Below are 20,167 nucleotides of genomic sequence, written 5' to 3' on the forward strand. Positions count from 1 at the left end.
GTGAGTCATCTTGATGACTCACAGGCATCACCCTCATTCCGACCATGCCCGGCAGGCCACCACACGCCGGCGGTTGAACCGGACGGCCGACGAGGACACGGAGCAGGCTCACCGACAAGGGAACGGGCACGTCGACCATTTGGACCACGTCGCCCTCGTACCCGATCGACCGCGCTGGCCCGGACGTACCTGGGCTTCGCGGCGGCCCACCGCGGCATGTTCGAGCTGATGTTCCGCCACGACCTGCTGGACAGCGGCCGGCTACGGGGACACGTGCCCCTGCTGTACAACGTCACCAAGCTGACCGTCGGTACCGCACTGCGGATGGGCCAGCGACCCCACGTGGAAGGGCTTGAGCACGGCCGAGTTACGCGCCGGCCCGGGAGAGCTGAACGCGGGCGGCGCTCAGCCGGCGAGCAGCGCTCTCATCCGTTCCGCCTGCGCCTCCCAGCGCCACTCCCGCTCCACCCAGGCCCGGCCGGCAGCACCCAGTTGGCGGGCCAGGTCCCGATCGGCGAGCAGCCGGGCGACCCGGTCGGCGAGCTGCGCCACATCCCGCCCGCGGACGACGTAACCGGTCTCCCCCTCGCGGACCGCGTCCGGTGCGCCCCCGGAGTCGCCGGCCACCACCGGCAGGCCGGTCGCGGACGCCTCCAGGTAGACGATGCCCAGCCCCTCCACGTCGAGGCCACGGTTGCGGGTGCGACACGGCATCGCGTAGACGTCGCCCGCCGCGTAGTGCGCCGGCAACTCGGCCGACGGCACCGAGCCGGTGAACACCACGTCCCGCTCCACACCGGTCTGCCGGGCCAGCTTCTCCAGGGTCGCCCGGTACGGCCCACCGCCGACGATCAGCAGTGCCGCTTCGGGCACCCGGCGGTGGATCTCCGGGAGTGCCCGGATCAGCATGTCCTGGCCCTTGCGCGGCACCAGCCGGGACACACAGACCACCACCGGACGGTCGGTCAGCCCGAGCCGGGCCCGGACCTGCTCGCCGTCCACGGTCGGGTGGTAGGTGTCCACGTCGACCCCAGGGGCGAGCCGGCGCAGCTCGGTCACCCCGTCCAGCACGCGCGCCAACCGGCTGCGGGTGTACTCGCCGAGGTAGGTGGTGACATCCACCCCCCGACCGATGCGCCGCAGCGCCGGCCGGGCCGCCGGCAGCGCCGCCCAACCAACCTCGTGGCCGTGGGTCTGCGCCACCACCCGGTGTACGCCGGCCCGCCGACGCAGGCCGGCGGCGAGCAACCCCAACGGGGCCGCCGCACCGAACCACACCGTGTCGCAGTCGTAGGCACGTGCCAACCGCGCCGCCCTGCGGGCGATCAACGGGGTGGGCAGCAGCACCCGGGTGCGCTCCCGGATCACCTCGAACGGCTGGTCGGCGTCGAACTTCGCGGCCCCACGCCAGCTCGACGCGTAGACGACCACGGAGCCGGCCGGTTGCCGCACCGCGAGGTTGTGCACGAAGGACTGGATGCCGCCCGGACGGGGCGGAAAATCGTTGGTGATCAACAGCGTGCGGCTCATCGGCCAGCCTCCCGGGCGTACGCGCGGGCGGCGGCCATCCGCTCGACGGTGGACGGATGCGAGGCCGAGTAGAGGTATTCCCAGCGCGGCGGATCGGGGTCGCCGAGGTTCACCGATCCGAGCCGGCGCTGCATCGACTCGAACGCCTGCGGATCACGGGTCAGCGCGAGCGCGTGCGCGTCGGCCCGCGCCTCCACCCGTCGCGACATCAGCGCCTGCACCGGCGTGGCGACCAACCCGGCCACCGTGACGAGTGCCAGCAGCAACGGAAAGGCGCGTGGTTGGGCGACCGAGTCGACGCCGGCCAGCCGCAGCAGCGGCGCCCACGAGCCGAGCAGGTAGAGCGCCACCACGGCGGCCGCGGCACCCAGCGCCCCGGTCAACGTGCCCACCGTCACGTCGGAGTCCTTCGCGTGCCCCAACTCGTGCGCCACCACGGCTGTCACCTCGGCCGGGGTCGCCTCGCGCAGCAGCGTGTCGTAGACGACCACCCGCCGGGTCGGTCCGAGACCGGAGACGTACGCGTTCACCGCCCTGGTGCGCCGGGAAGCGTCGGCGACCAGCACGTCGCGCACCGGCACCCCGTCGCGGGCGGCCATGCTCATCAGCTCGGTACGCAGCGGACCCTGCTCCATCGGGGTGAACTTGTTGAAGACCGGCTCCACAAGCACCGGCAGCACGAACGACAGCAGCACCACGAGCAGAGCCGCACCCCCCGCGCCGAACGCCCACCACCAGCGCGGCGCGAACCGGATCACCGCGTAGAAGCCGACAAGCGCCACCGCGCCGATCACCGCACTGACCGCGTACGACTTGAGCAGGTCGACCGCCCAGCCACTCCAGCCGTTGGTGCTCAACCCGTAGCGGGTGAGCACGCTCTGGCGCCAGGCGGCGAACGGGAGCGTCACCAGGTCGGCGACGAGCATCACGGCCAGCCCGCCGAGCACCGCCTGCGCGGCCCAGTGCCCCCCGAACGGCCGGCCCACCAGCTCGACCAGGCGGCTGCCCAGCGGGGTCAGCCCGAGCGCGAGAGCGACAAGCAGCCCCACGGCGAGCGCTGTGTAACCGCCGGGACGCAGCGCGGCGCGGAACTCCCGACCCTTGACCACCTGCTCGGCCGGCAGGTCACGCAGCGCGGCGAGCTGGTCGGCCCGCGGGGCCGGCGGTCGGTGCCACGGGATGACCAGCGCGGCGACCACGACCAGCGCGATGGTCAACCCGGCGAGCGTCAGCAGCGCCCACCCGCGCGGGGTCAACGGGACACCGCCGTGCGGCGCGCCGTGTCGCCGCTGCCGCACACCGAATCGTGGTGCGCAGAACCACCGCACGCAGCGCCGCCTGACACAGCGCCGCCGCAGGCCGCGCCGACGAGCGCGGCTCCGACGAGCCCGCCGTCGTGCCGTCCCACCCCGCTCATTGCGCCGCTCCTCCCGCCGTGACCGCTCATCCTATGGTCCGCGAGAAGCCCGCTCCCGGGCACGGTGTCGCGCTCAGGCGATCCGGCGGACGGCACGGCCACGAGCCGCACCGGAACGCGCGGGCGCGGCCAGCACCTCCACGTCGAAACCGGCACGGGCGAGCACCTCGATCGCCTCCACCTCGGCGGCGACCAGCCCGGCGGCCGGGGACGTCTCGTCGAACAGGGCGGTGAGCGGGCAGCCGGAACAGCCGGCGTCCCGCCTCGCGCACCCGTCGCAGTCGATGAGCATCACGCCTCCTGATCGCTCGCGACGCACGGTCGGCGCACCCTGCCGTCGCCGTCCGAGCACCGTCGGTCACATCGACGCTAACCACCGGGTACGACAGAAACCGCGTCCGACCATCCGTTTGGGGGCGAGACCCCCTCCAGATCAGCGATATCGGGGTATCCCGACCGGTCGGACACCCCGACATTCCCGATCTCGCGTGCCCGGACACCGCAACCAGCCGGAGCCGAGGGCGGTCAGCCGCGACCCGGCCCGGTGGCCGCCGCCTCAGTCCTGCGCGTCGAGGTCGCGCAGGGCGAAGCGGAGGTGCTGCCACTCCTCGTCGAAGATCACGTGGAGGCAGTGCAGGACGGACACCTGCTGCTCGGGCCACCAGGCGGCCGGCCGAGGCTCGGCGAGCAGGTCCGGCGTGACGGCCGCGACGAAGTCGCGCACCATCGCCTGCCGCTCGGCCCGCAGTTCCAGGGTCTCGGCGAACGTCGGCTGCTCGGCGGCGAAGATCGACATGTCGAAGCCGTCGGTCTCGTACTCGACGTTCGGCTGGCCGAGCGGGTGGAAGGGCTGCGGCAGGCGCAGGATCGACTTGCCCAGCCAGGTGTCGGCTGCGAACGCGAGATGACGCAGGGTCTGCGCGAACGACCACTCGCCGTCGACCGAGACGTCGACCGCGCCCGGGGGCATGGACCGGACCCGGTCGACTGCGGACGCCCAGGCCGCTTCGAGCGCCGCCCACGCCAGACGAAGGCCCTCCGGGTCCGTGGCCTGCCTGAGGTCGCGCCCGGGGAATCGTCGGTTGAGCTCGGCCTCGACAAGCGGCGCAACATCGACGCCGTTGACCAGGAGCGTGCCCTCGGCGAGCCACGGCGCGTCGATGTCCAGGCCGTTCACATCGACGCCGCGCATCACCGCACCGGCCAAGGTCGACCTGTTGAACCGGGCACCTCGCAGGTCTCTGTCGACGAAGACCTTGACATTGTCCTGGGTCATGGCGAACGTCCTCCCATCGGCGACGGCGGCCACGCTAGCCCTCGGATACGACAGGAAGACGGTTCGACCGGTCGGCGAGGGCGAGATCGACTCGATTTGCAGGAAATCCGACCGTCCCAAGTGGTTGGACACCCCGACATCATGAAACCCGTGTCGATCACAGCGCCCGCGGACGGCGTCAGGAGCGGGCGAGCCGCCGTAGCAGCGAGTCGGCGCCCAGCGGGTAGGCGCCGTGCCGGCGCACCCCGTCGGCGACCTCACGGTCGGACGAGACCACCACCACCGGCCGACCCGCGGGCTCGGCGCGGACCAGCCGCCGGATCAGCTCGTCGGCGGTCTCGCCCTTGCGGGAGAAGAGCACCCGTACGCCGCGCGGCGCGGGCGGCAGCCCGTGCATCCGCTCGGCACCGTCGAAGACCACTGTGACCTCGTCGCCGGTCTGCGCGGCGATCCCGCCCAGCCCGGTGATCAGGCGTTTGCGCTGCTGTTCCAGGGACATCTCGCCGAAGCCGCGCTTGGTGACGTTGTAGCCGTCCACCACCAGGTGCGCCCGGGGCAGAGCGAGCAACTGGTCGAGCCGAGCCGGGTCGTCGGTGTCGCGGGCACGTGCGGCGGGGCTGGCCGGAGCGGTGCCCGGCTGCTCGGCGAACGCGTCGGCGACGAAGTCGGCGGGGAGTTTGTCGACCGGGTCGAGCGCCAGCTCGCGGCGCAGGCCCACGGCGGCCTGGCCGATGGTCTCCAGCAGCAGCCAGAGCCGGGCGTCGTCGACCGAGCGGGCCTCCTTGGCGCTGGCCCGGGCCACCCCGGCGGCGGCCTCCGCCTCGGCCAGTCGGGCGCGGGCGCGGCGCAGCTCGGCGTCGACGTCGGCGCTGGCGCGCGCGGCCCGGCCACGCTCGGTGGCCAGCAGTTCGGTGGCCTTGCGCTCGCGGGCCTGGGTCTCCCGGAGGGTGCGGGCGACCTGCCGGGACTCCTCACGGAGCTGACCCAGCTCCTCCCGGACGCGGGCCAGCTCGTCGCGTAGCTTCTCCGCCTCGACCCGGGCCACCGCCCGGTCGTGTTCGGCGCGGGTGGCCCGCTGCTCGGCCTCCCGGACCAGTTCGGCGACGACCGCGCTGTCCGCCTCGGCACGCACGGCGGCACCGCTGGCGTCGATCAGCTCCCGCCAGCCGCGCGGGCGGGCCAGGTAGGCCAGCGCGGCGACCTCGACCGGGTCGGCGGCGGCGGGCGCGGTGCCCTCGACGACGGCGGCCCCGAGGTCGCCGGCGTCGGCCAGGACCCGGGCGGTGACCCGCTGCCGGAACAGCGGGTCGGCGGTGAGCTGGGCGGCGATGGCCGGTGCGCCGAGCCGGGCCCGCCGGTTCGGGGCGAACTTGGCCACCCGACGCAACGGGACCGGCACCTCGTCGGAGGGCAGGGTGGGCAGCACGGTGGCGGTAAGCGTCACGATCCGCTGCCGGACCGGCTCGGGCAACGTCGGCTCCGGCTCGCCGGCCCCGCCGTCGCCGGCCACCGTCGCGCCGGATGCGTGGGATGTCGCGCTGACTACGTTGTCGTCCGGGTTGCCCGCAGCACCGTCGAGCGCGACCAGATCCTCCTGCGGGAGGTGGTCGTCGGACGGCTCGGTGAGGGGCATGTGGCAAGTCTCCCACCGCGACCGGGCCCACCGCCCGGTGAGTGAGCCGATCTCTCATCCTAGCCCCATGGTGACTGGTGAGGCGGCTGCGACGCGAGTGTCGGACCGACGCGCTAGCGTGCCGGCGATGGCACAGGCGGAGTACGTCCAGGAGTCACTTGCCGGTCTCGACCCGGCGGTGGGCGGGGTGGACCCGGCGCTGCCGCTCTACGCGACCACCTTCGTGGTGGTCGACCTGGAGACCACCGGCGGTGCGCCGGACGGCGGTGGCATCACCGAGATCGGCGCGGTCCGGGTGCGCGGTGGTGAGCAACTGGGTGAGCTGGCCACCCTGGTCAACCCGGGGCAGCCGATCCCACCGTTCATCACCGTGCTGACCGGCATCACCCAGGCGATGCTGGTGCCGGCGCCGCCGATCGAGCAGGTGCTGCCGAGCTTCCTGGAGTTCATCGCCGACGCGGTGCTGGTGGCCCACAACGCCCCCTACGACGTGGGCTTTCTCAAGGCGGCCTGCGTGAAGCACGGCTACCGCTGGCCCAACCCCCGCGTGCTGGACACGGCGGCGTTGGCCCGTCGGGTGCTGACCCGCGACGAGGTGCCCAACCGCAAGCTGGGCACCCTGGCCGCCTACTTCCGCACCGCCACCCAACCCACGCACCGGGCGCTGGACGACGCGAGGGCCACCGTCGACGTGCTGCACGGGCTGATCGGTCGGCTCGGCGGGCACCGGGTGGACACGGTCGGCGACGCCATCGAGTTCGCCCGGGCGGTCACCCCGACGCAACGTCGCAAACGGCACCTGGCCGAGGGGCTGCCCAAGGTCCCCGGGGTCTACATCTTCCGGGCCGCCGACGACCGACCGCTCTACGTGGGCACCTCCGTCGACATCGCCACCCGGGTGCGCAGCTACTTCACCGCCGGCGAGAAGCGGGCGCGGATCTCCGAGATGCTCGCGGCGGCCGAGCGGGTCGAGGCGGTGGAGTGTGCCCACTCGTTGGAGGCGGAGGTCCGCGAGCTGCGCCTGATCGCCGCGCACGCCCCGCCGTACAACCGGCGGTCGAAATACCCGGAGCGGATGGTCTGGCTCAAGCTGACCGACGGCCCCTATCCTCGGCTCTCGATCGTCCGGGACCTCGCCCCCACCGACACCGCGTACCTCGGGCCGTTCACCTCCCGGCGGGCCGCGGAGCTGGCGGCCGCCGGTTTCCACGACGCGGTGCCACTGCGCCAGTGCACGCACCGGCTCTCGCTGCGCACCGTCACGCCGGCCTGCGCGCTGGCCGAGCTGGGTCGCTGCCCGGCACCCTGCGAGCACAGGATCACCCCCGAGGAGTACGACGACAGCGCGGCCCGGCCCTTCCGCACCGCCACGACAAGTGACCCGCAGCCGGTGGTGGACGCGCTGCTCGCCCGGATCGACGTGCTCTCGGCCGACCAGCGCTACGAGGAGGCCGCGGTGGTGCGGTCCCGGCTGGCGGCGGTGCTGCGGGCCACCGTGCGGATGCAGCGGCTGGCCGCGCTGACCGGGATCGTCGAGCTGGCGGCGGCCCGTCCGACCGCCCGGGGCGGCTGGGAGTTGGCGCTGGTGCGCCACGGCCGGCTGGCCGGCGCGGGGGTGTCCCCGCCCGGCGTGCACCCACGACCCACGCTGGCCGCGATCCGGGCCACTGCCGAAACGGTGGCCGGCGGGCACGGCCCGGTGCCGGCGGCGACCGCCGAGGAGTCCGAGCGGATCCTGTCCTGGTTGGAGCGACCGGAGACCCGACTGGTCGAGATGTCCTCCGGTTGGTCCTCCCCGGTGGGCGGCGCGGGGCGGTTCCGTGACCTGCTGGCGAAGGCCGAGAACGGCGCGTCCCACCAACTCTCGACCGAACGCTCATGACCAACTGACCGATCGGACTACGTCGACTCGCTTAGGCTGTTAGAGAAGTGCAGTCCTGCCCGATTCGTGGGCCTGCTCCCGCCGCCGGGTCACGGCGTCGCGGAGCCGGGGTGAGGAGGTGTCCCTCGTGGACGTCGACGCCGGACACGGCGCCGCCCTGGGGGGCGCCCTGCCGACACAGCCGAGTGAGCTGCCGCTCGCCCGCCGACTACGGTCGTTGCTGAGCTGGCCGACCACCGACTCCGACCCGGTCACCCAGTTGGTTCGCACCCACCGGGGCATCCACGCCGGCACCGACCCCGCGGTGCTGCGACGGGCGTACACGATCGCGGAAAACATGCACCGCGGGCAGTTCCGCAAGAGCGGTGAGCCGTACATCACCCACCCTCTCGCGGTGGCGCAGATCTGCGCCGAGCTGGGCATGGACACCACCACCCTGGTCGCGGCGCTGCTGCACGACACCGTGGAGGACACCCGCTACACCCTCCAGGCGCTCTCCGAGGATTTCGGCGGCGAGGTGGCCCACCTGGTCGACGGGGTGACCAAGTTCGACAAGGCGTTCTACGGCAAGGCCGCCGAGGCGGAGACGATCCGCAAGATGATCGTGGCGGCCGCCAAGGACGTCCGGGTGCTGATCATCAAACTGGCCGATCGGCTGCACAACATGCGCACCCTCGGGGTGCGCTCGGCGTCGTCGCGGGAGCGCATCGCCCGCAAGACCCAGGAGGTGCTGGTCCCGCTCTGTGACCGACTGGGCATCCAGACCCTCAAGCGCGAGCTGGACGACGTGGTGCTGCTGCACCTGGAGCCGGACGAGCACGCCCGGCTGGCCCGGCACGTGCACGACCGGCCGGGCTGGGACACGTACCTCGACGCGGTCGTCACCCGTGCCCGGGTCGCGCTGAAGCGCAGCCGGGTCGACGCCGAGGTGAGCCCCCGCCCCCGGCACCTCTACTCGATCTGGAAGGACACCATCGCCGGCGGCCACACCGCGCCGTTCGACCTGCCCCGCATCGTGGTGGTCGTCGACGGCCCGGCCACCGACTGTTACGCCGCGCTGGGCGCGATCCACGGCACCTGGCGACCCATCCCCGGCCGTTTCAAGGACTTCATCGCCTCACCGAAGAACAACCTCTACCGTTCGCTGCACACGAGCGTCTGCGGCCCGCAGGACCGCACGGTGGAGGTGTTGATCCGCACCGAGGAGATGCACCGCTCCGCCGAGTACGGCATCGCCGCCGACTTCCGCTTCCCCCGCTCGGGAAGCAGCAGCGCCGCAGCCCGCGCCGAGCAGTTGGACTGGTTGCGCCGGGTCCTCGACTGGGAGCCGGACGCCGCCGACCCGGCGCAGTTCCTCGAGTCGTTGCGCTGCGACCTCGCCGAGGGCCAGATCCAGGTGTTCGCCGAGGGGCGGCAGATCGTGTTGCCGGGCGGCGCGACCCCTGTCGACCTCGCGTACGAGCTGGGCAACGAACGCGGCGACCGATGTCTTGCGGCACGGATCAACGGTCGGCTGGCCCCGCTGAGTTCGGAGCTGGACGAGGGCGACGTGGTGGAGATCTTCACCGAGAACGACGGCGACAACGGGTTCGAGGCCGGTGTCGCCTCGCGCGGCCCCCGCCGCGAGTGGTTGAGCTTCGTCAAGTCGCCGCACGCGCAGATGCAGATCAACAGGTGGTTCGCCGAGCACACCGAGCCGGGCATCACGATCAGCGACAAGGTCCGTCTCGGTCGGGCCACCATCGGGCTGACCCTGCGTCAGCACAACCGCGGCCTCGCCAGTGACCTGCCGCTGTTGCGCCTCTCCGAGGAGTTGGGCTATCCCGACCTGGAGACCCTGCTGGTCGCGGTCTTCGACCGGGTGATCGAACCGGACACCGTGGTACGCCAGCTCATCGACCTGGTCGACCATCGGCAGTGACCGGGCCGGCCCGGCGCGTCCGAGGGACATTCGTGACCACTAGCCTGGGGTCATGATCCCCCGTTCCCGCGCCACCGGTCGGGCCATCTTCTACCAGGCTTTCTACCGGCTGCCGCTGCCGGTGCGGCGGCGCCTGGTCAAGCTGGCGATGCCGAAGTACATCGTCGGTGCGGTCACCCTGGTCCGCGATTCCGAGGCACCGGGCGCGGGGCGGCTGCTGATGCTGCGCCAACCGCCCGGCAAGGGCTGGTCGCTGCCCGCCGGCCTCCTGGACCGCGGCGAGGCCCCGGTGGTGGGTGCGGCCCGCGAACTGTTCGAGGAATCCGGCATCCGACTCCCGCCGTCCCGGCTACGTCCGGCGGTGCCGAACGCGATCGTGCACGCCAAGGGCTGGGTGGACATGGTCTTCGAGGCGGAGGTGCCGGCGTCCGACACCGCACTGGCGGTCGACGGCGCGGAGGTCTTCGAAGCCGCGTGGCACCCGCTGGACGACCTGCCCAAGCTGACCTGGCCGACCGCCCGGCTGCTCGCCTACTACGACATCGGGCCGCTGGCCGGGCAGTTCCCGCCCCCGATCCCCGACGACCTGCCATGACCGGCACGGCTTCCGTGCCGGCGGAGCTGTGCGCGGTGGTGCTCGCCGCCGGTGAGGGCACCCGGTTGCGCCCGCTCACCGAACGGGTGCCCAAGGCGCTCTGCCCGGTGGGCAACGTTCCGCTGCTGGATCGGGCGTTGGCCCGGGTCGCGGGGCTCGGCCTGGTCGGCCCCGCCCGGGTCGCGGTGAACGCCTGCTATCTCGGCGACCAGGTGGTCGCGCACGTCGGCGACCGCGCACACCTGTCCGTCGAGCCGGGCGACCCGCTGGGCACCGCGGGCGGGGTGGCCAACCTGCGGGACTGGATCGACGGGCGGCCGGTGCTGGTCGGCAACGCCGACGCGTACCTCGCCGACCCGGCTGCCTCGCCGGGCCCGGACGTGGCCGCTCTGCTCGACGGGTGGGACGGGCACACCGTACGCCTGCTCGGTCAGCCCGCCGCGGACCCGGCGGCACCGGGCACCTTCGCCGGGCACTGCTTCACCGGCTTCTCGCTGCTGCCCTGGCGGCTGGTCCGTGATCTGCCTGTCGTCTTCTCCGACCTGGTCCGCGCCATCTGGCGTCCGGCGGAGGCGGCGGGTGCGCTGGAGGTGATGCCCTACCCGGGCACCTTCTACGACACCGGCACCCCCGCCGACTACCTGGCGGCCAACCTGCACGCCGCGGGCGGCAGCGCCCTCGTCGACCCGTCCGCCACGGTGACCGGCCGCTGCGTGGAGTCGGTGGTCGGCGCGGGCGCGCGGGTGGACGGCGACGTGTTCCGCACCGTGGTGTGGCCCGGTGCCGTCGTGCCGGACGGCGAGCAGCTCCGCGGCGTGATCCGGACTGGGGACGGACGCACGGTTGCGGCAGCCACCAACGGCTGAGTGGCCCTGAGGACGGGGCAGGACGCCTGACCACCCGGGAACATCTAGCATGGGCGACGACGCCGACGAACGGAGAATTGTCCCGTGATCACCGCCATCGTGCTGATCGACTGTGCCACCGACGCGATCCCCGAGGTGGCGGAGACCCTGGCCAGCCTCTCCGGCGTCAGCGAGGTCTACTCGGTGGCCGGGCACGTCGATCTCATCGCCATCGTCCGGGTCCGCGAGTTCGACCAGATCGCCCAGGTCATCGCCGGCAGCATCTCCAAGGTGCCGGGCGTGCTCAACACCGAGTCGCACATCGCGTTCCGGGCGTACTCCCAGCACGACCTGGAGGAGGCGTTCGCGATCGGCCTCGCCAGCGCCGACTGACAGCGCGCACGCGCGGCGGCCGGTCCACCCGCACGGGTGGACCGGCCGTCTGCTGTCGCTACGTCAGCTCATGCTGGGAGCCGGCGTTTCGGTGGTGCCGCCACCCGGAGCCGGGGACTCGGTGCCGCCACCCGGAGCCGGCGACTCGGTGCCGGTGCCACCCGGAGCCGGGGACTCGGTGCCGGTGCCGCCCGGGCTGGGCGTACCGCTGGCGCTGGTCTGCGGAACCGGGATGCCCAGCTTGTTGGCGAGCTGCACCAGCTCGTCGTAGTGCGCCTGCAGCGTCGGCAGGGCCGTCTGGGCCAACTGGACCACCGACTGCTCGGAGCCCTGCGAGATCTCCGTCTGGGTGGCCTGGATGGCCTGAACGTGGCCGGCCAGCTCACTTGTCACCCAGAGCCGGTCGAACTCCGCACCGCTTGCGTTGTTCAGCTTGTCGATGACCGCCTGCTGATCGGCGCTCGGCTCGTTCGGCAGTTCCACCCCGAGCTGGGACGCGGTCTGCTGCACCGTCTGGTCCAGCTGGGTGTGGTCGGTCTTCAGCATCGCGCCCAGGTCCTTGACCCCCTGGTCCTGGCCCTTCTGCTGAGCCAGGTCACCGGCGGTGATCTCGAACAGGTTGACCTGGTGTATTGCCTGCAGGTACTGGGTGTCCTGCGTCGACGGCTGTGCCGCGGCCTGCGCGGCCGCAGCCGGCGCGACCCCGACCAGTACCAGTGCGGCCAACAGGCCGAGGCGTTTGATACCCAACATGCTTCCCCCCCTTGAGACGTTGGACCGCACGGATACCCGGCTCACCGGGGTTATTCCTGCGATCGCCCGTCGCGCGGGGTCTACCGGTCCCGCCGTGGCCGTCCGACTCCTGGCCGGATGGGTCGGGGGGTGCCCATACGACGTGGCGCCCGCCGGGATCCGGCGGGCGCCACGTAACGGTGCGTTCGGGCGGTCAGCGGCGGCCCTCGCCGCTGCCGATCTCCTCGCGCTCGGGGCGGGCCTCGACCGGCGGGTGCCCCGGCGAGACCGGCGCCTCGACCGGCTTCTCGATCGGGTAGAAGAAGCCCCGGATGGCCGGGCCGAGCGCCCCCAGCCGGTTCATCTTCTTCGGCACGACCCAGCCGACGTAATCCAGCTGGCCGTGGCCGTCCGCGTGCCCGTTCGACGCGCTGAGCGGCTGGTGCACCTCGACGAACCGACCGTCCGGCAGGCGCCGGATGATGCCGGTCTCCACGCCGTGCGCCAGCACCTCCCGGTCGTGCTGCTGAAGGCCCAGGCAGAGCCGGTACGTCACGTAGTACGCGATCGGCGGGACCACCAGCAGACCGATCCGGCCGGCCCAGGTCATCGCGTTCAAGCTGATCTGGAACTTGTCGGCGATCACGTCGTTGGCGCCGGAGAGCGTCAGCACGACGTAGAACGCGACGGCCATGGCACCCACGGCGGTGCGAGCCGGGGCGTCGCGGGGCCGCTCGAGCAGGTTGTGGCTCTTGCGGTCCTTGAGGTGCCGGGCTTCCAGGAACGGGTACATCGTCGACAGGCCCACCAGGATGCCGGGCAGTACGACAGTCGGCCAGAACAGCGGCGGGATGACGTAGTGGTCGCCGAGCGGGATGGTGATCTCCCAGGCCGGCATCAGTCGGGTCGACCCGTCGAGGAACATGACGTACCAGTCGGGCTGGCTGGCGGCCGAGACCACCCATGCCTCGTACGGGCCGAACAGCCAGATCGGGTTGATCTGGAACAGACCGCCCATCAGCGCGATGACGCCGAAGACGACCATGAAGAAGCCGCCCTGCTTCAGCGCGTACCGCGGGAACATCCGCTCGCCGACCACGTTGTTGTTGGTCCGGCCGGGGCCGGGCCACTGGGTGTGCTTCTGCTTGAAGACCAGGCCCAGGTGGACGCTGATCAGCGCCACCAGCAGACCCGGGATGAGCAGCACGTGGGCGATGAAGAACCGGCTGATGATGATCGTGCCCGGGAACTCGCCACCGAAGATCGACGAGGTGACCCAGGAGCCGATCACCGGGATGGACAGCATGATCGCCGAGGCGATCCGCAGGCCGGTGCCGGACAGGCCGTCGTCCGGCAGCGAGTAGCCGGTGAAGCCGGCCAGGAAGCCGACCCAGAACAGCAGCGAACCGATGATCCAGTTGGTCTCGCGCGGCTTGCGGAAGGCACCGGTGAAGAACACCCGCAGCATGTGCACGACGATCGCGGCCATGAACAGCAGCGCCGCCCAGTGGTGCATCTGCCGCATCACCAGACCGCCACGGACATCGAACGAGATGTCCAGGCTGGAGGCGTAGGCGGCGGACATCGGGGTGCCCTGCAACGGCGCGTAGCTGCCGTCGTAGACCACCTCGGTCATCGCCGGCTCGAAGAAGAAGGTGAGGAAGACACCGGTCAGCAGCAGCACGATGAACGAGAACAGCGCGATCTCGCCGAGCAGGAAGGACCAGTGGTCAGGGAAGACCTTGTTCAGCAGCTTGCGCAGCGGGGTGGCAACCGCGAAGCGGTCGTCCACTCCCACCGCGGCCTTGCCCGGTGTCGCCGCAAGGTCGAACTTTCGACGCTTCATGGCCGCTCCCAGAAATCAGGCCCAATGGTCTCGGTGTAGTCGGACTTCGCCACGAAGAAGCCCTCGGAGTCCACCTCGATCGGCAACTGTGGCAACCGCCGGCTGGCCGGGCCGAAGACCGGCTTGGCGTTGTTGGTGATCAGGAACTGGGACTGGTGGCACGGGCAGAGCAGTCGGTTGGTCTGCTGCTCGAACAGGCTGGCGGGGCAGCCGGCGTGCGTGCAGACCTTGGAGAACGCGGCGTAGTTGCCCCACATGTAGTCGCCGTGACCGATCCGCTCGTTGGCCCGACGCGACTCCTGCGCGTCGGAGTCCCGAAGGTGGATCAGCAGCGTCGGCGAGTCCGCGTGTCGGTTGCTCACACCGTGCTCGATGCCGGGGAAGACGGTCAGCTGCCCACCGCTGCTGATGTCCGCCGGGCGGACCGGCCGGCCGTCCTCGCGCACCAGGCGGATCCGCTCGCCGCCCTCGGCCGAGGCGAACCCGGTGGTGAACATCTGGTTGTTCTTGTGCGGCTGGGAGATCAGACCGCCGACCAGCGGCGCGGCGGCGACCGCGGCGACCGGCGCGAGACCGGCCAGCACCGAGATGCCGAGCAGCGGGCGACGCTTCACGCCCAGTTCGTCCGCCATGTAGAGCATGGTCTGGCCGGTGATGGTGCGGCCCTCGGAGTCGACCTGCCCCTCGTGCCGGTCCTGGATCGAGACCTCCTTGGGCAGCAACTTCTTGCCCCAGGTCAGGATGCCGAAGCCGACGGCGAGCAGGGCGATGCCGAGGGTGGCGCCCAGCAGCGGGGTGTACCACTTGTCGCCGCCACGGCCCGGCTCGTACTGCCACGGCCACCAGATGTAGATGGCCAGGAAGGCGGTCGCGGCCAGACCGGTGAGCAGGAAGAAGCCGGCGACCACCCGGGTCAGCCGACGCTCCGCCTTGGTGCCGGGCAGCACCTGCGGCTCGTAGTGGACGATCTCGATGTCGTCCCGACGCGCGCCCTCACGAACGATGTCGAACCGGGTCAGCTTGGGGTCGTTCACGTCGAGCGGCTCCCGGCCCTGCGGGGCCTGGTGCTCGGTGTGGGTGCTCATGCCGTCACCTCGCTACGGGTGGCGCCAAGCGGCACCACAGCGCTGATTAGGAGTATCCGCTCGGTCACGACTTGCCCGCAATCCACAGGCTGGCGAACACGAGCGCCACGATGCCGACCAGGAAGATCGCCAGGCCCTCGGTGGAGGGGCCGTACCGCCCGAGGTTGAACCCGCCCGGGTCCTGGTCGTGCTTCAGCGTCTCCTGGATGTAGGCGATGATGTCGGCCTTCTGCTCCGGCCGAAGCTGGTTGTCGCCGAACACCGGCATGTTCTGCGGGCCGCTCAACATCGCCGCGTAGATCTGTCGGTCGGTCGCGGGGTGCAGGCTCGGGGCGAACTTGCCCGAGGAGAGTGCGCCGCCGCCACCACCGAACGCGTGACACTGCGAGCAGTTGATCCGGAACAGCTCACCGCCGGAGGCGACGTTGCCGTCCTCGCGGAGGTCGTCGCCCGCGGGCACGACCGGGCCGCCGCCCAACTCCTGGATGTACTGGGCGAGCTGACGGGTCTGCTCGTCGGTGAAGACGGGGGGCTTGCGGTGGGCCTGGGCCTCCTGGCGGGCCAGCGGCATCCGCCCGGAGCTGACCTGGAACTCGACCGAGGCCGCGCCGACGCCGATCAGGCTCGGCCCGCGACCCTCGACACCCTGGGCGTTGCGGCCGTGACAGGTCACACAGCTCACGTCGAACAGCGCCTTGCCCTCGGCGGCGGCGCCGGTCAGCTGCGGGTTGTCCTGCGCCTGGGCACCGGGGGCGAAGACGGTGTAGGCGCCGCCGGCGAGCATCAGCGCGGCGATCAGCCGGACCGCGGCGCCCAGCCGGCGGCGGCCCCTGCTGCGCGCGGCGGGCCGCTCGCGCAACCGCGCGAGCAGACCGCGTCGGCGGTCGTTGTCAGAAGTCATGAGCGGTGTCCTTAACCGGTTGGACCTGTCTCAGGGGACGGAGCAGCAGCGCAGAATGTGACGCGCAAGATCACTGGAGCCAGTAGATCATGGCGTACAGCCCGATCCACACGACGTCGACGAAGTGCCAGTAGTACGACACGACGATCGCCGAGGTCGCCTGCGCCGGAGTGAACCGGCCCATGGTCGTACGGACCATGAAGATGATGAAGGCGATCAGACCGCCGGTCACGTGCAGGCCGTGGAAGCCGGTGGTCAGGTAGAACACCGACCCGTACCCGTCTCCGTTGATCTTGATGCCGTCCTCGACCAGGTGCCGGTACTCGTTGAGCTGGCCGAGCACGAAGATCAGGCCCATCACGAAGGTCACGGTGAACCAGCGCCGCAGCGCGTGCACGTCGCCCTTCTCCGCCGCGAAGACGCCGAGCTGGCAGGTCACGGAGGACAGCACGAGGATCACCGTGAAGGTGGTCGCGTACGGGATGTTCAGCGCCTCGGTGTGCTTCTCCCACTGCTCCGGCGCAGCCGCGCGGATCGAGAAGTACATCGCGAACAGCGCCGCGAAGAACATGAGTTCGCTGGAGAGCCACACGATCGTCCCGACGCTGACCATGTTCGGTCGGGTCAGAGAGTGGATCCGGCTCTTGTCAATGGCTGGGGCCGCAGTCACGCCGTCATTATTGCCCCTGACCGGGGCCGGCGATCAGCGGGGTGGCAAACCTGCGCCTTCCGTGGCCCGAGCGTCAGGGTCCGGTTCGCCTGGCCTAGCCTGAAAAGCGTGCTGCACGTCGATCCGATCTTCGCCGCCACCTCGGCCCCGCCGCCGTTCACCGTCGGCGCGGTGCTGACCGAGACCCGGCTGGACAGCTGGCTGGCCCTCGGCCTGGTGCTCGCCGCCGGCCTCTACCTTTACGGGGTGTACCGGCTGCGCCTGCGGGGCGACCGGTGGCCGATCGCCCGCACCGTGTTCTTCCTCGGCCCCGGCCTGGGCGGCATCGCGCTGGTCACGGTCAGCGGGCTGCACGCGTACGACACCGCGCTGCTGTCCGTGCACATGATCCAGCACATGGTGCTGTCCATGGTGGCGCCGATCTTCCTGGCGCTCGGCGCGCCGATGACGCTTGCCCTGCGCACCCTGCCGGTCGGGCCACGAAAGCGCCTGCTGGCGATCGTGCACAGCCGTGTCGCCCGGGTCTACAGCTTCCCGCTTGTGGCGTTCGCCATCTTCGTGGTCAACCCGTTCGCGCTGTACTTCAGTGATCTGTACCGCTTCACCCTCGAACACGCCTGGGCACACGAGCTGGTGCACGCGCACTTCATCATGACCGGCTGCGTGTTCTTCTGGCCGCTGCTGGGCCTCGACCCGCTGCCCGGCCGCTGGCCGTACCCGGCGCGTGCGCTGCTGATGCTGCTCTCGGTGCCGTTCCACACAGTGCTCGGCCTCACCATCATGCAGAGCACCACACTCTTCGGCGGCGACTGGTACCCGTCGCTCAACCTGGGCTGGTCCGACCCCCGGGCGGACCAGGTGGTCGCCGGCGGCATCCTCTGGGCCGGTGGTGAGTTCGTCAGTGTGACGATGCTCGCGGTGCTCGTGGTGCAGTGGGTCAAGCAGTCCGAGCGGGAGGCCCGCCGGGTGGACCGCGAGCTGGACCGCCAGGAGGCCCGCGAGCGCGCCGCCGACGCCGCGCCCGCCTGAGCTGCCCGGACGGTACGCCCCAACCCGTGACGCCGGGCGGGATGTCGGCTACGTCACGCCGACCGGTACGATCGGCGGGCAGCTACCGAGGTGAAAGCGGAGTGCCGGCATGAGTGAGCGTCTTTGCACCGTTCTGCTCTACAGCGACGACCCGCAGGTCCGTGATCGGATGCGGATGGCCGTCGGCACCCGGCCCGCGCCCGGTCTGCAGATCGAGTTCGTCGACGCGTCGACCTACGCGGAGACCATCCGGCTGGTCGACGACTACGAGATCGACCTGCTGCTGCTCGACGGTGAGGCGAGCCCGGGTGGCGGCATCGGCATCGCCCGGCAGATCAAGGACGACCGGGACGACGCTCCCCCGACCTGCCTGGTGATCGCCCGCGCCGCCGACCGATGGCTCGCCGCGTACGCCGAGGTCGACGCCACGCTTGTGCACCCGCTCGACCCGGTGACCACCGGCGGCACGGTGGCCGAGCTGCTGCGGACGCACGCACCCGCCTGACGTCCCCCAGCTATCCGGCACCGTCGCGGCGCCGGATCCGCCGGCGCCCGTTCCAGCCCACCCGCACTTCGCACGCTCGGGAGGCCCGCCATGGGCGATCGGACCTGGCCGCACCTGCTCAACTCGCTGCTGCACGGCGAGGAGCTGTCCACCGCCGACACCGCCTGGGCGATGGACGAGATCATGACCGGTTCGGCGAGCGCGGCGCGGATCGCGGGCTTCGCCATCGCCCTGCGGGCCAAGGGAGAGACCCCGGCTGAGCTGGCCGGTCTCGTCGAGGCGATGCTTGGTCGTTCGGTGCCGGTGGTGCTTCCCGAGGAGGTTCGCCGCACCGCGCTCGACGTGGTCGGCACCGGCGGTGACCTCGCCCACACGGTGAACATCTCCACGATGACCGCGCTCGTGGTCGCGGGCGCGGGTGTCCGCGTGGTGAAGCACGGCAACCGGGCCGCCTCCTCCCTCTGCGGCACTGCCGACCTGCTGGAGTTCCTCGGCATCCCACTGGACCTCGGCCCCGAACAGGTGGCCCGTTGCGTCGAGGAGGCGGGCATCGGGTTCTGCTTCGCGGCCCGGTTCCACCCCGGTATGCGGCACGCCGGCCCGATCCGCCGCGAGGTGGGGGTGCCCACCTTCTTCAACTTCCTCGGCCCGCTGACCAACCCGGCCCGCCCCCGTTCCGGCGCGGTCGGCTGCTTCGACGCCCGGATGGCCCCGGTGATGGCGAGCGTGTTCGCCGCCCGCGGCGACTCGGCGATCGTGATGCGCGGCGAGGACGGCCTCGACGAGTTCACCACTGCCGCACCGACCCGCGTCTGGGTGGCGCAGGACGGCACCGTACGCGAGGCCGTGCTGGACGCGACGGACCTGGGAGTGCCCCGGTCCACCCTCCAGGACCTGCGGGGCGGTGACGCCCCGTACAACGCCGCTGTGGCCCGTCGCCTGCTCGCCGGCGAGACGGGTCCGGTCCGGGACGCGGTGCTCGTCAACGCCGCCGCGGCGCTTGCCACCCAGGGGCCGCTCGACGGCGACCTGACCGAGGCGCTCCGCGCCGGCATGGACCGCGCGGCCGAGTCGATCGACTCCGGCGCGGCCGCCGCGACCCTGGACCGTTGGATCAAGACCGCCGCCGCCCTCGGACCGGCACCGGTCTGACGCGTCACCCTCCGCTGGCCGCCACCCCCCGACCGTGCCCGCGCCCGTCCGCCGTCCAACCCGTCCGCCGTCCAACCCCGTCTCCGGCCCATGATCGACTCGGGATCCTTGAATCCGCGGTGTCCGTCGGCCTTGGATACCGCGAGTTCAGTGATGCCGAGTGGACCATGCAGCGTGGCCCGTACGGCGGCGACGGCGACGAGCCGGCAGCGGGCCTCCGGCCAGCGCCCAGCGAAGATTTGTCGGACCCGGGTGGAAAACTACAGGCGAGTGGTTCTCCGCTTCCGGTGTGCATCGTTGTCGCATCCGGGGGCGGTTCATCCGGAGTGAGAAGGAGACACCCGTGTCGCACCGCGAGCTCTACTGCGATGTCTGCGAGAGCGTGGCACTGTTCGAGGTGCCGCCCTGTGTCGACGGCCACGACACCGACTGTCCCGAGCTGATCTGCACCGGCTGCGGCGCCGCCGTGGTGATCGCCACGTTCACCTCTCCGGTCACCCGGCTGGCCGAGCGCCGACGCCACCAGCCCAGCCACCGCCACGCCGCCTGAAACTCGCCGCACCGGACGGCATCGGCACCGCCGCACCCGGCACCGCACCCCCGGCACCGCACCCCCGGCACCGCACCCCCGGCACCGCACCCCCGGCACCGCACCCCCGGCACCGACCGGCACCCCCGGTACCCGCACCGCACCCCCGGCACCGACCGGCACCCCCGGTACCCGCACCGCACCGCCGACAGCGCCCGGGTCGCGC

Annotated in this window: 19 protein-coding genes; 9 read left to right on the top strand and 10 right to left on the bottom strand. The window is 71.7% G+C overall.

Features of this window, described 5'->3' with window-relative positions:
• Positions 1-405 precede the first annotated feature (405 nt).
• From AB0F61_RS20455 to AB0F61_RS20475, 5 genes are all read right to left on the bottom strand, one after another.
• The gene (locus AB0F61_RS20455) at positions 406-1,530 is read right to left on the bottom strand and encodes a glycosyltransferase family 4 protein (RefSeq protein WP_357811888.1); all 1,125 of its coding nucleotides are present in this window, start codon (positions 1,528-1,530) and stop codon (positions 406-408) included.
• Positions 1,527-2,786, bottom strand: a complete 1,260-nt coding sequence (locus tag AB0F61_RS20460) for a M48 family metallopeptidase (RefSeq protein WP_357811961.1) — start codon at positions 2,784-2,786, stop codon at positions 1,527-1,529. Before AB0F61_RS20460 ends, AB0F61_RS20455 begins: the two co-directional genes overlap by 4 nt.
• Before the next feature lie 234 nt (positions 2,787-3,020).
• Positions 3,021-3,239: a hypothetical protein gene (locus tag AB0F61_RS20465; RefSeq protein WP_357811890.1), complete on the bottom strand. Its 219-nt coding sequence runs from the start codon at positions 3,237-3,239 to the stop codon at positions 3,021-3,023.
• Positions 3,240-3,503: 264 nt separating this feature from the next.
• Positions 3,504-4,223: a DinB family protein gene (locus AB0F61_RS20470; RefSeq protein ID WP_357811892.1), complete on the bottom strand. Its 720-nt coding sequence runs from the start codon at positions 4,221-4,223 to the stop codon at positions 3,504-3,506.
• A gap of 178 nt (positions 4,224-4,401) precedes the next feature.
• On the bottom strand, positions 4,402-5,856 hold the full coding sequence (locus tag AB0F61_RS20475) for an NYN domain-containing protein (RefSeq protein ID WP_357811894.1): 1,455 nt from the start codon (positions 5,854-5,856) through the stop codon (positions 4,402-4,404).
• A 127-nt stretch (positions 5,857-5,983) separates the two neighbouring features.
• On the opposite strand from AB0F61_RS20475, the gene AB0F61_RS20480 reads away from it, so the two are divergent.
• From AB0F61_RS20480 to AB0F61_RS20500, 5 genes are all read left to right on the top strand, one after another.
• Positions 5,984-7,738, top strand: a complete 1,755-nt coding sequence (locus AB0F61_RS20480) for a DEDD exonuclease domain-containing protein (protein ID WP_357811897.1) — start codon at positions 5,984-5,986, stop codon at positions 7,736-7,738.
• Positions 7,739-7,865: 127 nt separating this feature from the next.
• Positions 7,866-9,659, top strand: a complete 1,794-nt coding sequence (locus tag AB0F61_RS20485; protein ID WP_357811963.1) for an HD domain-containing protein — start codon at positions 7,866-7,868, stop codon at positions 9,657-9,659.
• A 52-nt stretch (positions 9,660-9,711) separates the two neighbouring features.
• A complete protein-coding gene (locus tag AB0F61_RS20490) occupies positions 9,712-10,254 on the top strand; it encodes an NUDIX domain-containing protein (RefSeq protein WP_357811899.1) in 543 nt (180 codons plus the stop codon).
• The gene (locus tag AB0F61_RS20495) at positions 10,251-11,120 is read left to right on the top strand and encodes a sugar phosphate nucleotidyltransferase (RefSeq protein WP_357811901.1); all 870 of its coding nucleotides are present in this window, start codon (positions 10,251-10,253) and stop codon (positions 11,118-11,120) included. The genes AB0F61_RS20490 and AB0F61_RS20495 overlap by 4 nt, the downstream gene beginning before the upstream one ends.
• Positions 11,121-11,204: 84 nt before the next feature.
• Positions 11,205-11,492, top strand: a complete 288-nt coding sequence (locus AB0F61_RS20500) for an Lrp/AsnC ligand binding domain-containing protein (RefSeq protein ID WP_357074810.1) — start codon at positions 11,205-11,207, stop codon at positions 11,490-11,492.
• Between the two features lie 63 nt (positions 11,493-11,555).
• On the opposite strand, the gene AB0F61_RS20505 is transcribed toward AB0F61_RS20500, so the two are convergent.
• The 5 genes from AB0F61_RS20505 to AB0F61_RS20525 form a co-directional block, all read right to left on the bottom strand.
• Positions 11,556-12,245, bottom strand: coding sequence for a DUF4142 domain-containing protein (locus AB0F61_RS20505; protein ID WP_357811904.1), 690 nt, complete (start codon positions 12,243-12,245; stop codon positions 11,556-11,558).
• A 193-nt stretch (positions 12,246-12,438) separates the two neighbouring features.
• A complete protein-coding gene (locus tag AB0F61_RS20510) occupies positions 12,439-14,070 on the bottom strand; it encodes a cytochrome b N-terminal domain-containing protein (protein WP_357811906.1) in 1,632 nt (543 codons plus the stop codon).
• Entirely contained in the window at positions 14,067-15,155 is a 1,089-nt protein-coding gene (locus AB0F61_RS20515) for a Rieske 2Fe-2S domain-containing protein (RefSeq protein WP_357811908.1), read from the bottom strand. The genes AB0F61_RS20510 and AB0F61_RS20515 overlap by 4 nt, the downstream gene beginning before the upstream one ends.
• A 64-nt stretch (positions 15,156-15,219) precedes the next feature.
• Entirely contained in the window at positions 15,220-16,056 is an 837-nt protein-coding gene (locus AB0F61_RS20520) for a cytochrome c (protein ID WP_357811910.1), read from the bottom strand.
• Positions 16,057-16,126: 70 nt separating this feature from the next.
• On the bottom strand, positions 16,127-16,726 hold the full coding sequence (locus tag AB0F61_RS20525; RefSeq protein WP_124820713.1) for a heme-copper oxidase subunit III: 600 nt from the start codon (positions 16,724-16,726) through the stop codon (positions 16,127-16,129).
• Between the two features lie 99 nt (positions 16,727-16,825).
• Between AB0F61_RS20525 and AB0F61_RS20530 the strand changes: the two genes are divergently transcribed.
• The 4 genes from AB0F61_RS20530 to AB0F61_RS20545 all read left to right on the top strand — a co-directional run bounded on the left by AB0F61_RS20530 (position 16,826) and on the right by AB0F61_RS20545 (position 19,962).
• Positions 16,826-17,755, top strand: coding sequence for a cytochrome c oxidase assembly protein (locus AB0F61_RS20530; RefSeq protein ID WP_357811965.1), 930 nt, complete (start codon positions 16,826-16,828; stop codon positions 17,753-17,755).
• A 109-nt stretch (positions 17,756-17,864) separates the two neighbouring features.
• A complete protein-coding gene (locus tag AB0F61_RS20535) occupies positions 17,865-18,260 on the top strand; it encodes a hypothetical protein (RefSeq protein WP_357811912.1) in 396 nt (131 codons plus the stop codon).
• Between the two features lie 90 nt (positions 18,261-18,350).
• Positions 18,351-19,412 (top strand): anthranilate phosphoribosyltransferase, encoded by a 1,062-nt coding sequence (trpD, locus tag AB0F61_RS20540; protein WP_357811914.1) that lies wholly within the window; start codon positions 18,351-18,353, stop codon positions 19,410-19,412.
• Positions 19,413-19,755: 343 nt separating this feature from the next.
• Positions 19,756-19,962, top strand: coding sequence for a hypothetical protein (locus AB0F61_RS20545; RefSeq protein ID WP_357811917.1), 207 nt, complete (start codon positions 19,756-19,758; stop codon positions 19,960-19,962).
• Positions 19,963-20,167: the final 205 nt, after the last annotated feature.

This window comes from Micromonospora sp. NPDC023888 (assembly GCF_040639415.1).
GTDB lineage: Bacteria > Actinomycetota > Actinomycetes > Mycobacteriales > Micromonosporaceae > Micromonospora.

Bases quoted from the DNA above. Each gene is read 5' to 3' on its own strand.
- AB0F61_RS20480 (WP_357811897.1), top strand. From the start codon at position 5,984: ATGGCACAGGCGGAGTACGTCCAGGAGTCACTTGCCGGTCTCGACCCG.
- AB0F61_RS20520 (WP_357811910.1), bottom strand. From the start codon at position 16,056: ATGACTTCTGACAACGACCGCCGACGCGGTCTGCTCGCGCGGTTGCGC.
- AB0F61_RS20495 (WP_357811901.1), top strand. From the start codon at position 10,251: ATGACCGGCACGGCTTCCGTGCCGGCGGAGCTGTGCGCGGTGGTGCTC.
- AB0F61_RS20535 (WP_357811912.1), top strand. From the start codon at position 17,865: ATGAGTGAGCGTCTTTGCACCGTTCTGCTCTACAGCGACGACCCGCAG.
- AB0F61_RS20465 (WP_357811890.1), bottom strand. From the start codon at position 3,239: ATGCTCATCGACTGCGACGGGTGCGCGAGGCGGGACGCCGGCTGTTCC.
- AB0F61_RS20505 (WP_357811904.1), bottom strand. From the start codon at position 12,245: ATGTTGGGTATCAAACGCCTCGGCCTGTTGGCCGCACTGGTACTGGTC.
- AB0F61_RS20470 (WP_357811892.1), bottom strand. From the start codon at position 4,223: ATGACCCAGGACAATGTCAAGGTCTTCGTCGACAGAGACCTGCGAGGT.
- AB0F61_RS20475 (WP_357811894.1), bottom strand. From the start codon at position 5,856: ATGCCCCTCACCGAGCCGTCCGACGACCACCTCCCGCAGGAGGATCTG.
- AB0F61_RS20455 (WP_357811888.1), bottom strand. From the start codon at position 1,530: ATGAGCCGCACGCTGTTGATCACCAACGATTTTCCGCCCCGTCCGGGC.
- AB0F61_RS20490 (WP_357811899.1), top strand. From the start codon at position 9,712: ATGATCCCCCGTTCCCGCGCCACCGGTCGGGCCATCTTCTACCAGGCT.
- AB0F61_RS20515 (WP_357811908.1), bottom strand. From the start codon at position 15,155: ATGAGCACCCACACCGAGCACCAGGCCCCGCAGGGCCGGGAGCCGCTC.
- trpD (WP_357811914.1), top strand. From the start codon at position 18,351: ATGGGCGATCGGACCTGGCCGCACCTGCTCAACTCGCTGCTGCACGGC.
- AB0F61_RS20510 (WP_357811906.1), bottom strand. From the start codon at position 14,070: ATGAAGCGTCGAAAGTTCGACCTTGCGGCGACACCGGGCAAGGCCGCG.